Consider the following 12,582-nt stretch of genomic DNA (forward strand, 5'->3'; position numbering starts at 1 on the left):
TCTAGGTCGCAGGCAATCCGCCAAACTCCCATGGTTCCAACAGGCAAATCATGGAGTTATCAAATGGCAACAAAGCACAGCACCAAAGCCCTTATCGCGATTGGCGTAATAGCGATTGCGGCTTACGTTACATTCTCAACAGGCATGGAAACCTCTGAGACTCTCAGCCCTGAAGGTGTGCATTCAATCGAGATCTCAGGAAGCAATCTGGGTCTGCGCATCGTCGGAGGCAATAGCAGTTCAAGCGACATTAAGCTTGATACAAGCGATGCAAGAGGTTGCTCTCTAACCGCTACAACATCCAAGAATGAAGACGGTCTTATGACCATTAAATTTGAAAGACGCGGGTCCTGGAGACTTGGTTGGTGCGACCCGGCGGCGACGCTCAGGTTGCCGAATTCGATGAACATCAGCGTAAAGATGGACAGATTAGCGGGTGACTTTGTGGGGCAGTTTAAGGACTTCGCTATCACCTCAGAGAAGTCTGTCATCTATTTCGACGGGATTGTTTCGCGCTTCGATTTGGTTGGAGAGATGGCCGCGGTCTATTTGAAATTTGATGCAGATGTTCCAAAGGAAAACATCCGCATCAATGTTGAGAAGCTCGTGTCCAGCATCAACTTGGCGAAGGGGTGGAAGCACGCCACAAGCATCCTGCTAGAGATCTTTTAGGCCGACTCCACACTCTGCACAGTACGGCTCACCTTCCGCCATACACTCGGGCTCTTGCCTGTGACACGTTGGAACTCGCGATTGAAGTTGGACTTCGTTGTAAAGCCAACATCGTAAATGATCGTGGTGATGGGCTTGTCCGTTGTCTCTAACAGAAGACAGGCTTCAGCCACTCGGAACCCATTGGTGTATTGCGGCAGGTTGATCTCACGCACTGTGTTGACAGCTGTCGAAATTTGGCGCGCCGGGACACGGAGTTTGCGAGCCAACCTATCGAGGGAGAGGTTTTCATCCCGGTACAGATGCTCGTTCTGCATGAGTTGATCGAGAGCTTCGACCAGCACAATCTGTTCCTCAGAGGCTGATGCGGTCGTTGTTTCAGGTTCTGGCAACTGCGGTGTAGCCGCTGGTTTGCGAGTAAACAGAACAGCGATTGTGACCAGTGCAAGCAGCATGAAGAGGTTTGCAGTGCCAACGATGGTTGCTGCATTGGTCCCTTTGTTCACGGCAAAGTCCGCCGCTACGACGAGATCAACAAGTGCTGAGGTTGAGAAAATAGCGCCTGCGATCAGCTGTGTCTGGCGTGCCGGGAGCATTTGATCGATGGGCAGATGACTGGCCCATTCCCACTGCCTAGTCGTTGCAGACCGGAAGAACAACAGGCCGTAGCTGAGATAGACAACAACACTTGTAAGATCAATCAGCACCGGAGCGTTGAAGCCGGGTGCCAGAGAGAGAGAGCTAAGAGTTGCAGCTGTCGCGCCAATCGTCCAGCCAACAGCTTTCTTCGAAAGGCGATCAGTGAGTTGAAGGAATGAGAGCCAGGTCGCGGGCGGCAATAACAACGCCAGTCCTATGAGCGACCAGAGGGGGAGCCCACCCATCCCCCATTTGATACCGAGTAGGACAGATTGAATTGCATAAAGGCTGATAGTCGCTACGAGCAGCGACGGTATTTTTCGTCCATACCCGACCATGAGGCGCAACAGGATGAAACACAAAAACAGGGCAGTAAAAAAGGGAAGGGGTAAGCTCGGCAACGCGCCAACTCCAATTGCAGACAATGCTCTATATCTAGTCTGTCTGCGTGGCGAGTAAAAGAGCGTGTTGCACTTCTTTTAACGGCAGAGCTTTCTGGCAACATTCAGCACGAACATCCAGAGGATAGCTTGAGCCCAGACGATGCCGATCAAGTCCCAGCTGATAGCGGGAACAAGGAAGCCGGATCGACAGATGGCAACTGCGAGCAATTGTGTGGTGATAATTGCCATCAGCAATTTAGCCGAAGGGTGTGGCGCCTGCCAGAACCAGTGATCATGCCGGCAGACAAACAACAGCAAATGCCCGGCGACAACCAGCTGCAGGAACATGACGCTCTGCAACTCCGCAGCGGGTACATCCAGCCAATGCCACGCTGCCATCATCAGGGCGAAGTTCTCGACAACTGAAATGAGCCCAAGCACCGTTGCTGTGCGCAGCATGTTTCCAAGCTGCCACTCCATTGGGGCTGGTGCAGCCTCTGTGTTGTCGTAGGCGATGGTGATGATTGGGATATCGTCCAACAATGCCAGCATCACAATCATGATGGCGGTCAGGGGCACCTCTTCCAACAGCAACACACTGGCTGAGACGAACACCATCAGGTTGATCGTCATGGCCACGCGGTAGTCAACGTAGCTGATCATTCGCGCGAAGATTTTTCGAGCCTCTATCACTGCATCCGTGATGACGGATAGACCGGGCAACGTCAGGATCAGATCAGCGGCAGATCGGGCGGCGTCTGTTGCACCTGAAACGGCAATACCCACATCTGCCTGCTTCAATGCCGGGGCATCGTTCACGCCGTCACCTGTCATGGCGACGTAATCTCCGGACTGTTGAAGCGCTTTGACGATGCCGTATTTGTGCTCGGGAAAGACGCGGGCGAAGCCATCTGCGTTGACGATCTCCTCGCGGATGTTAACTGGCAGGTTGTCCATGTCCTTCGCCTCAGAGAACACCTGACTGGCGCTTTCAAGCGAGGTGCCCAGTCCCAGCTGTCCGGCAATCTCTCTGCCGATGGCAATATCATCACCTGTCACCATCTTCACGGTGATTCCGGCATTCTGGGTTTCTTCAATCACAGCTTTGGAATCGACGCGGGGCGGATCAAAAAGAGAGAGGATCCCAAGCAGGCGTAACTCGTGGTTCTCGTTGGTCTTGGCAATGCCGAGTGCGCGCAAGCCTTTGACGGCAAACTCGTGCACGGCTTTGCTGGCGACGGCTTTCTCCTCTGGTGTATTTGTGCAAAGATCAATGACGACTTGCGGCGCACCTTTGATGACCTTGAACGCCCCGCTTGGACCAGAGACGCCCGCTTCCGTTCGTTTGCTCACGGGATCAAACGGCGTGAATGTGTTTTGCTTGTAGAGCTCCAAAACGCCTCGTTCAGCCTTGCTGACAATCAGGTGATCAATGACGTCTTTTTCTATTGTACTGGATGCGAGGGCCGCCATGACGACGAGCTCTTTTTCACTCTTCGCGTCAAACAGAATTGGCTCGCCAAGCGTGAGTTCGTTTTTGGTGAGCGTTCCGGTCTTGTCGGAGCACAGCACATTCACCCCTGCCAATTCTTCAATCGCCTGAAGGTGCGAAACGATGGCTTTCTTTCTAGAAAGTGTGAGTGCACCCAGAGCCATGGTGACAGATAGAACTGCGGGCATCGCAACCGGGATTGAGGCGATCACCAGCACAAGCACCAGTTCAATGATGCCCAGAATGCTCTGCTGCAGATAAAGCTGTTTGACGATGATGAGCGCCGCCAGCAAGACCGTGCCGAAAATGAGAAACTTGCCAATGCCCAGAACGCTTTTCTGGAAATGAGAAATGTTGCCCGCAGACTGAACCAGCTTTGCTGTGTTGCCAAAGAATGTGTTGCCGCCCGTCGCTGTCACAAGCGCCTGCATGGTGCCCTGTTTAATGATTGAGCCGGAATACGCGACATCACCGATCTGCTTATCGACCGGGAGCGACTCGCCCGTCAGGGCTGCCTGGTCGACGGCAAGGTACGGTCCGCGTTCCAAAATACAGTCAGCCGGGATGATGTCTCCGTTTTCCAGATTGATGATGTCTCCGGGAACGATTTCCTCAGCAGGAATGTCAGCCCACTTCCCGTCTCGTTTCACACGGGCTTTGAGCGCCATGGATGATTTCAGCTCCGCCAGCGCGTCAGCTGCTTTGCTGCTTTGAACAAACTCGATGCCAGAGTTGAGGATCAGCATAAACAGGATGATCGTGAAGTCGGCCCAGTGCTGGATGATGGCTGACAGGATCGCCGCAATTTCGATGAGCCACGGGATAGGCCCCCAGAAAGTCAAAAGCAGCTGAGCCAGTTTGCTGGTCTTCTTTTCTTCCAGCGCATTGGGGCCATATTGCTTCAGCCGGTTGGATGCGGTTGATCCCGTCAGTCCTTCCGGTGAGCTTTCAAGGCGTTTGAATTCATCAGCTAAGCTGGGCTTATCCTGTTCAGCCATCCGGTCTTTCCATGGATTGAGCACTCATCACGGGAATATCTTCGCTGTTGCATGTAAACGGATGATGAGAACAAGGAGAGCTTCCATGAACCGTGGTTTCCTGATTGCGAAGCGGCTTGCTCAAATTATTCAGGTTTGCTGAGAGGGGAGAGGGCTTGCGCCTAGCGTTGTGGTTGCGCTCACTGTGTTTCCGTAACATACTCACTGGTATGTTTTGATTTGGGAGGGAAATCATGCGTGCCGTTGTCTGCTCAGAATACGGACCACCAGAAGCTCTGCGTGTGGAAGATGTTGAACGCAAGGAACCGAGGAAAGGACAAGTGCGGATTGCGGTGGCAGCTGCAGGCGTCAACTTTCCAGATACGCTGGTGATTGCGGGTAAGTATCAGATCAAGCCGCCAATGCCGTTTGTTCCAGGCGGTGAAGTTGCGGGCAGAATTGAGGCTGTAGGTGAAGGCGTCACTCAGTTTGCACCGGGTGATCCCGTGATGGCCCTTCTGCTGCAACAAGGCGGATACGCGGAGGAGGTTGTGGTTGATGCCTCCGCTGTCATGAAGCGGCCAGAAGCGATGGCTGCTCATGTTGCCGCCGGCTTTACGATGACCTACGGCACGTCCATGCATGCGTTGAAGCAACGTGCGCAGTTGCAACCGGGCGAAACACTGCTGGTGCTGGGCGCTGGCGGTGGTGTCGGACTCACGGCTGTTGAACTGGGCAAGGTCATGGGCGCCAAGGTGATCGCCGCTGCCAGTTCCGCTGAAAAGTTGGAAGCTGCGCGGAAAGCGGGTGCAGATGAGTTGATCAACTATTCCACGCAGGATCTGAGAGAGCGTCTTAAGGAGATCACGGCCAAGGCTGGCGTTGATGTCGTGTACGATCCGGTTGGCGGAGAGCTTTTCGAACAGGCACTCCGCTCAACAGCCTGGAATGGTCGCGCATTGGTTGTAGGCTTTGCTGCTGGCGATATCCCATCAATCCCCACCAACCTGCCTCTGCTAAAGGGCTGTGCCGTTATGGGCGTGTTCTGGGGGGCGTTCCGCATGAGGGAGCCGGATAAGGACCAGAAGAACTTCTCAGAGCTGTTTAAATGGCTTGAGGACGGCAAAATCAACCCAGTTGTTAGTAAGAGCTATTCACTGGAAGAAGCCCCTCAGGCGCTTCGAGACCTCATGGAACGACGTGTGGTAGGGAAGGTTGTTCTGGAAACCGGGAGGGAATGAAGATGCAACCTAGATTTGCAGGTCAGGCAGCCCTGATCACAGGGGCAGGCAGTGGCATAGGTCGCGCAACCGCAATCCGTCTGGCAGAAGAAGGCGCCGCGATTGCTCTGGTGGACTTGAATGAGGACGGCCTTGATGAAACCGCAGGGCTGTTGCCAGAAGGTTGCCGTGCACGGGTCTATGTCGTCGATGTTGCGAATGAAGAAGCGGTTGAGAGCTGCGTGGAGGCGGTTGAAAACACCTTTGGCGGTATAAGCGTTCTTTGCAACAATGCCGGGGTCATCTGTGAAGGTTCCTGGGGCGGCAGCCATGAGGACTTTAGCGACTGGCTCAAGGTTTATGAGGTGAATGTACTCGGTGCAATGCTATTTACCAAGTACACCCGCGAGCAACTCAAGGCTTCAGGCCGCGGTTCTATTGTGAATACTGCATCCGTTGCTGGAATCAGAGCCGGTGCTGGGGGAAATGCCTACAGTGCTTCCAAAGCTGCGCTCATCAATTTTACGAAGACATCTGCCTGCGATTTTGGCGAGCACGGCGTGCGTGTGAATGCAGTTTGTCCGGGGCTTATTGAAACCGGAATGACAAAACCTGTGTTTGATCATGCCCGCAATGTGGGCAAAGAAGACAAACTCGGCTCAAGGGCAGAGCTGCGTCGTCACGGAGATCCTGCTGAAGTTGCAGCAACAATCGCATTCCTTGCCAGCCGCGATGCCAGCTTCATCACCGGACAGGCCCTCGCCGTGGATGGCGGAAACACATCCTCCCTCAACATGCCGGGTATGAAGATCTGAGATGGTTTTGGTTAGCCAAAAAAGGAAAGAGCCAGTCTGCAACACCGGGCAATGCTGTTGCGGACTGGCTCTCGCTGATCCAAAGGGGTGGACCAGATAGCTTCAATTATGAAGTTACTTTAGAAATAATCACAAGTAGAATTACGGATTATACAGTTAAAGACCCCGTATTTTTAGCAGAAAGTCTATATGGTGAGCACTGTCACCCAGCATCTCTGTTAACACCCGGTCGTGTTTCATGAACAATCCGACATCAACTTCGTCTGTCATACCGATTCCACCATGCATCTGCACTGCTTCTTCTGTTGCCACGCGAGAAACCTTAGCAACCTTCGCTTTGGCTGCTCTCGAAAGTGCCTCTGCCTTATCTGAGGTTGTATCTATCGCACGTAACGCGGAGGAGATGAGTGAAGCTGTTTGTTCAATCTGGCAGTAAAGGTCGGCCATTCTGTGCTGAAGTGCCTGAAACATGCCGATTGGTACACCAAATTGCTTTCTTTCATTCAGGTATTTCGTTGTGCGCTCTGCAACTTCTCTTGCAACTCCAAGTTGCTCTGAAGCTGCAATTGCACGACCGGAGCGGAGTGTGGCTTCCAGAACGGCTGCGCCTTTATCAAGCGGGCAGAGCAGATCCTTGCCATCCAAATGCAAATTGGTGATCTGAATGTTTGCCGCATTGCGGCTGTCCAGCATAGCGTTGCGCTCTACCGCAACTTCCGCCGCGCTTGGGTCTACCAGAAAAAGCCCTGTGTCTTCGCCGGTTTTTGCAACAACAATCAGTCGGTCGGCGTTGTAGCCATCAAACACCGCGCGTTTTCTGGCGTTGAGAATGAAGCCGTTGCCGTCCGGTTCTGCCGTGGCTTTGATGCGGGAGGGGTTGTGCTTTGCTCCCTCATCTATGGCCAGTGCGATGACTGCGTCGCCAGTCGCGATCTTTGGTCCCCACTCGCTTAAATGCTCACCACCAGACTGACGCAGTGCAATTGCGCTCAAAACAGCGGTGGAGAGGAACGGAGAGGCCGTCAGGTTGCGGCCCATTTCCTCAGCCACAAGGCCCGCAGCGCGGTGGCCAAAGTCGTATCCGCCCGCGTCTTCCGGCAGCAACATGCCAAACCAGCCCATGTCGGTCAGTGTTTTGTGAAGCTCCTGATTGAAGCCAAGCGCCTCTTTCTGGTCGCGCAGATCACGCAGTGCCTGAACTGAGGCATTTTCTGCCATAAAGCCAGAGGCTGAGTCTTTCAGAAGGGTTTCTTCAGAGCTGAAAAGTTCCATGCTTTCTCTCCTTAACCCAGTGATGGCAGGCGCAGCACTGCCTTTGAAATGATGGAGAGCATGATCTCCGAAGTGCCACCTTCAATGCTGTTGCCCTTGGAACGCAGCCACGAGGCAGACTGGTTGCTGATGCCGTTGTTCTCTTCCGGCCCAGACAAGGCTTCCAGCCCTCCAGCCTGTACAACGAGGCTCTGGCGGCGTTTGTTCAGTTCTGTGCCAAGATACTTCAGCTCTGCAGAACGGGCGCCCAGCTGGTTGCCTGCGCGGTGGAAGTCTTTTGCAGCTGCCAGATGTGCGGTCAGCGCCATTTCATCAATCAGGAACTCCCCGATATCAGCACGAAGGAGCGGGTCATCCAATCGGCCTGTCTCATCCAGCCCAATGGAGTCGATCGCAGTCTCATAAAGGCCAGCGGAACCGCCAAAAATCGCATCCAGATTGCTGACCATTTCGCGTTCATGGGTCAGCAGATACTTGGCGATTGTCCAGCCGTTGCCGCGCTCATCAACCACATTCTCCATAGGCACCTTCACGTCATCGAAGAAGGTTTCGCAGAACGGAGAACTGCCGGAAATGAGGCGGATTGGCTTGGTGGAGACGCCTTCGCTGGTCATATCAAACAGCAGGAACGAGATGCCCTTGTGTTTCTTTGCATCCGGCTCTGTACGCACCAGAGCAAAGATCCAGTCGGCTTGATCAGCGTAGGATGTCCAGATTTTCTGGCCGGAGACGAGGAAATGATCGCCCATGTCCACGCCTTTGGTTTGGACGGACGCCAGGTCGGAGCCGGAACCCGGTTCTGAGTAGCCCTGACACCAGCGAATTTCACCGCGTGCGATTTTGGGCAGGTGCTGCAGCTTTTGCTCGTGAGAGCCGTATTTCAGCAGAGCGGGACCAAGCATCCAGATACCAAAGCTTTCCAGCGGAGACATGGCGTTGATGCGCGTCATCTCCTCTTTTAGGATCTTAGCTTCGTCACCATTGATGCCGCCGCCGCCGTATTCCTTCGGCCAGCTTGGCACTGTCCAGCCACGCTCGGCCATGCGCTCCAGCCATTGCTGTTGTGCTTCGGACTTGAACGTCCAGTTGCGACCGCCCCAGCAGATATCGCTCTCTGTGGTGACTGTCTTGCGCATGTCTCGCGGGCAGTTCTCTTCCAACCAAGCCCTTGTTTCCATGCGGAAATCATCAAGTGATGTCATTGCGTTCTCCCTGTTTTGGAGTGCAGATGCAAAGGATAAGGAGAGCGGTGGCTCTCCCGCCCTATCAGATCTTTTCCTGAGTGTGTTTACGCAACTCGGAGCGACCAATGAAGTTGCGGTGTACCGCGTCCGGGCCATCCGCAAAGCGCAAGGTGCGCAGGTTCATCCAGTTGGTTGCCAGCGGGGTATCCTGAGAGATGCCCTGACCACCAAACATCTGCATGGCTTCATCCGTCACCTTGAGGGCCATGCGCGGCGCAACAACCTTGATCTGGCTGATCCAGAATGCTGCTTCGCGGGAGGAGGCATTGTCCATCATCCATGCAGCTTTCAGGCAGAGAAGGCGGGCCTGCTCAATCTCCATGCGGCATTCGGCGATGATGTCGAAGTTCGCACCTAGTTTGTAGAGCTGCTTACCAAAGGCTTCGCGGTTGATGGAGCGCTTGCACATCAACTCAAGCGCTTGTTCCGCTTGTCCAATTGCTCGCATGCAATGGTGGATACGACCCGGTCCAAGGCGGCCTTGTGCCACTTCAAAACCGCGCCCTTCTTCCAGAAGCAGATTCTCGACAGGGACACGTACATCCTCAAACCGCAAGTGCAAGTGTCCGTGAGGGGCGTGGTCATGACCAAACACCTGCATCGGGCGTAACTTGGTGATGCCCGGTGTGTTCGCGTCCACCACGATCATGGAATGCTGCTGATGCTTGGTGCCGTCCGTTGGCGTGTGAACCATGGTGATGTAGACCGCACAGCGCGGGTCGCCAGCGCCAGAAGACCACCACTTCTCACCGTTCAACACATAATGGTCACCATCACGCACGCAGGACATACGAATATTGGTTGCATCAGAAGACCCATGATCTGGCTCAGTCATCAGGTAGGCTGAGCGGATCTCGCCGTCCAGCATGCGCTTCAGCCAGGTTTCTTTCATCGCCTCGGAGCCGTAGCGCTCAAACACCTCCATGTTGCCGGTGTCAGGGGCGTTGCAGTTGAATACTTCTGGTGCAAGCGGAGATTTGCCCATCTCTTCAGCCAGATAGGCGTATTCAACGGTGCTGAGGCCGTAGCCGCGCTTGGAGTCTGTCAGCCAAAAATTCCAAAGGCCTTTGGCGCGTGCGCTTGCCTTGAGGCTTTCCAGAATTTCTGTTTGCCGCGGAGTATGTTGCCAGCGGTCTCCCACCGGAATCTCATCATGAAATTCGTCCTCGAGAGGCATGATTTCATCGCGAACCATGCTGCGCACTTGTTCCATGAGTGGCGCTACACGCTGGCTTACCCCAAGGTCCATAACTGGACGTTCGGCTAATAAAGTGTCGCTCATGATTGACCCTCCCAAGACATCTGAGCTCTTTTATCTTTACAGACCCGTGGGGAAATTCCACTTATTATCAGAGGGATAAGTGATCATGAGCTCCCACACAAAATCAAAATCCCAGGCCGGAGAGACAAAAGAAACGAGCTAAAAATTTTGCTTTACAACTGTTGATATACGGAAACATACTACTGAGTATGTTGTCAACTGCGCGCGAAGATGAGCACGCTTGACCATTGGTTTAAGGTGGCCTCCCCAAAACGTGGGTGGCGGTATCTGAATGAAGAAACGCCTGAATCAAGTCGCGTGAGAGGCGGTGGCAGATCGAAGAACACTATGGGAGGTAGGGTGTCTTCATGGGATATCTTGAGGAACTGTTTGGTGTCGCTGGCAAAACAGCGCTGGTAACAGGTGGTGGAACCGGCATTGGCCGCATGGTTGCCACTGCACTGGCAGAAGGTGGCGCCCGCGTCTTCATCTGCTCGCGCAAGCTGGACGTGGTTGAGAAGACAGCACAGGAGATCAATGCGAACCTGAAAGCCAACAATCCGGCGGCTGCCGGATCTGTTGAAGCGTTTCAGGGAGATGTTGGCTCTGAAGAGGGCGTGTTGGCTCTTGCTGAAACTGTGCGTGAGCGCAGTCCAAAGCTCGATATTCTGGTCAACAATGCTGGCATCACCTGGGGTGAGCCACTGGGCACCTTCCCGTATTTTGCGTGGAAGAAGGTGATGGATGTCAACGTGGCAGGCCTGTTCCATTTGACGCAGACGCTATTGCCAGAGCTGAAAGCCAGTGGACGACCGGAAGATCCGGCCCGGGTTATCAATCTGGGCTCGGTCATGGGCTCCACGCCGATTGGGGATGGCGCTTACTCTTACTCAGCCTCAAAGGCCGCAGTGCACCAGCTGACGCGTATCCTCGCAAAAGAACTGGCGAAAGAACACATTACATTCAACGGTTTCGCGCCAGGACCGTTCCAATCCAACATGACAGCGTTTGCAACGGGAACGGACGAAAAAGCAGCGCATGTCGGGAAAGGCGTGCCACTTGGCCGGATCGGGCACCCTGATGACATCGCGGGCGCGACGCTCTTCCTTTGTGGCAAAGGCGGGTCTTATGTCACGGGAGAAGTGATCCCGCTGGATGGTGGCATTCATATCGCCACAGGCACCAATTTGTTTGGACAGTGAGGGGCTTATGGAACTGACCATAGAAGAACTTGAGGCCCGGGTTGGCCAGCAGATCGGCTTGTCTGACTGGGTGGAGGTGGATCAGTATATGATCTCCACCTTTGGCAAACTGACCTTTGATGAGCAGTTTATCCATATGGATCCTGAGCGCGCCGCGGCTGAAACCCCGTTTGGCGGTACCATCGCCCATGGGTTTCTCACACTCTCACTCGCCAGCAAATTCGCCATAGAAACCCTGCCGGATGTGAAGGGGCGGACCATGGGCATCAACTATGGTTTCAATAAAATCCGCTTTTTACATCCTGTCGCCAGTGGTAAGCGCATTCGGGGACGTTTCACTCTGGATAATCTGACCCGCAAGGGAGATGGTCAGATCCTTCAGGAGTTTGGTCTTTCAATTGAGATTGAGGGTGTCGAAAGCCCCGCGTTGGTCGCACAATGGCTGACAATGACGTTTTTTGAGGAGGTAGCTGCATGACGCAGGACACGATAAATTTTGCCGGTCAGGTAGCGATTGTTACGGGCGCAGGCGGTGGGCTTGGTCGTCTTTACGCGCTGGACCTTGCTGCGCGCGGCGCTGCGGTGGTGGTGAATGATCTGGGCGGTTCTGTTGATGGCTCCGGTTCGTCCGCAACCGCTGCTGAAACGGTTGTTGAGGAGATCAAAGCAGCAGGCGGTAAAGCAATCGCCAATGCTGCGGATGTGACGGATGAGACTGCTGTCAACGCTATGGTGGCGGACACTGTTGCAGCATTCGGGCGCGTTGATATTCTCATCAACAACGCTGGCATTTTGCGCGATAAATCCTTTGCCAAGATGGAAATGTCCAACTGGAACAAAGTGGTAGACGTGCACCTCAATGGCGCAGCGCTCTGCACCAAGGCCGTCTGGAACGTGATGAAAGAGCAGGGCTATGGCCGCATCATCATGACTACATCTCCATCCGGCATCTATGGCAACTTTGGGCAGGCGAACTACGGCGCTGCGAAAGCGGGCCTTTGGGGCATGATGAATACGCTTGGCCTTGAAGGGGCAAAAAGCAACATTCACATCAACTGCATCGCACCTTCTGCCGGCACACGCATGACAGAAACTATTATGGATGCTGGCACGCTGAAGATGCTTGCGCCAGAGAACATCACGCCTGCAGTGGTGTTCCTGTGCTCTGAGGCTGCGCCAACCCGTAAGGTGCTTGTGGCCGCTGCCGGCACTTACACACTAGCCGAAATGGTTGAAACACAAGGCATTCATCTGGCTGAGGGCAACCGTACACCAGAGGCAATTTCTGCCAATTGGGGCCGTATTGCTGACCGCACGGATGCGGAGCCGGTGAACAGCGCCATGGAAGGTGTCGCCAAGCTGGTAAAGGCAATGGCCAACGCCTGAGCCTAAAAGCCGATAAGGA

11 protein-coding genes are annotated in these 12,582 nt (G+C 54.2%); 6 read left to right on the forward strand and 5 right to left on the reverse strand.

The genetic code is table 11. From position 1 onward, the window contains the following. Positions 1–63 precede the first annotated feature (63 nt). Entirely contained in the window at positions 64–672 is a 609-nt protein-coding gene (locus PsAD13_RS10495) for a hypothetical protein (protein WP_063318107.1), read from the forward strand. On the opposite strand, the gene PsAD13_RS10500 is transcribed toward PsAD13_RS10495, so the two are convergent. Continuing rightward, positions 669–1,712: an AraC family transcriptional regulator gene (locus tag PsAD13_RS10500; RefSeq protein ID WP_063318185.1), complete on the reverse strand. Its 1,044-nt coding sequence runs from the start codon at positions 1,710–1,712 to the stop codon at positions 669–671. The two genes, PsAD13_RS10495 and PsAD13_RS10500, sit on opposite strands and share 4 nt — an antisense overlap. A 78-nt stretch (positions 1,713–1,790) precedes the next feature. Then, positions 1,791–4,184 carry a plasma-membrane proton-efflux P-type ATPase gene (locus tag PsAD13_RS10505; RefSeq protein ID WP_063318108.1) on the reverse strand — a complete coding sequence of 798 codons (2,394 nt, stop codon included), beginning with the start codon at positions 4,182–4,184 and terminating at the stop codon, positions 1,791–1,793. 233 nt (positions 4,185–4,417) lie between these two features. Between PsAD13_RS10505 and PsAD13_RS10510 the strand changes: the two genes are divergently transcribed. Further along, positions 4,418–5,404, forward strand: a complete 987-nt coding sequence (locus tag PsAD13_RS10510; protein ID WP_063318109.1) for an NADPH:quinone oxidoreductase family protein — start codon at positions 4,418–4,420, stop codon at positions 5,402–5,404. 2 nt (positions 5,405–5,406) lie between these two features. Next, complete coding sequence (locus PsAD13_RS10515) at positions 5,407–6,198, forward strand: SDR family oxidoreductase (RefSeq protein ID WP_063318110.1); 792 nt, start codon at positions 5,407–5,409, stop codon at positions 6,196–6,198. A 156-nt stretch (positions 6,199–6,354) separates the two neighbouring features. Here PsAD13_RS10515 and PsAD13_RS10520 read toward each other — a convergent pair whose 3' ends face one another. The 3 genes from PsAD13_RS10520 to PsAD13_RS10530 all read right to left on the reverse strand — a co-directional run bounded on the left by PsAD13_RS10520 (position 6,355) and on the right by PsAD13_RS10530 (position 9,996). Next, positions 6,355–7,470, reverse strand: a complete 1,116-nt coding sequence (locus tag PsAD13_RS10520; RefSeq protein ID WP_063318111.1) for an acyl-CoA dehydrogenase family protein — start codon at positions 7,468–7,470, stop codon at positions 6,355–6,357. Positions 7,471–7,481: 11 nt separating this feature from the next. Further along, entirely contained in the window at positions 7,482–8,672 is a 1,191-nt protein-coding gene (locus PsAD13_RS10525) for an acyl-CoA dehydrogenase family protein (RefSeq protein WP_063318112.1), read from the reverse strand. A 64-nt stretch (positions 8,673–8,736) separates the two neighbouring features. Then, entirely contained in the window at positions 8,737–9,996 is a 1,260-nt protein-coding gene (locus tag PsAD13_RS10530) for an acyl-CoA dehydrogenase family protein (protein WP_244275144.1), read from the reverse strand. Positions 9,997–10,343: 347 nt separating this feature from the next. Here PsAD13_RS10530 and PsAD13_RS10535 point away from each other — a divergent pair, with 347 nt between their 5' ends. From PsAD13_RS10535 to PsAD13_RS10545, 3 genes are read left to right on the forward strand one after another with little or no spacing between them, the layout of a single operon-like run. Further along, positions 10,344–11,177 carry an SDR family oxidoreductase gene (locus PsAD13_RS10535; RefSeq protein ID WP_063293001.1) on the forward strand — a complete coding sequence of 278 codons (834 nt, stop codon included), beginning with the start codon at positions 10,344–10,346 and terminating at the stop codon, positions 11,175–11,177. A gap of 7 nt (positions 11,178–11,184) precedes the next feature. Further along, entirely contained in the window at positions 11,185–11,655 is a 471-nt protein-coding gene (locus tag PsAD13_RS10540; RefSeq protein ID WP_057462147.1) for a MaoC family dehydratase, read from the forward strand. Then, positions 11,652–12,563: an SDR family NAD(P)-dependent oxidoreductase gene (locus tag PsAD13_RS10545; RefSeq protein ID WP_063287846.1), complete on the forward strand. Its 912-nt coding sequence runs from the start codon at positions 11,652–11,654 to the stop codon at positions 12,561–12,563. The genes PsAD13_RS10540 and PsAD13_RS10545 overlap by 4 nt, the downstream gene beginning before the upstream one ends. The last annotated feature ends 19 nt before the right edge of the window (positions 12,564–12,582 follow it).

Origin of the sequence: Pseudovibrio sp. Ad13, assembly GCF_001623225.1 — a bacterium.
Taxonomy (GTDB): domain Bacteria; phylum Pseudomonadota; class Alphaproteobacteria; order Rhizobiales; family Stappiaceae; genus Pseudovibrio.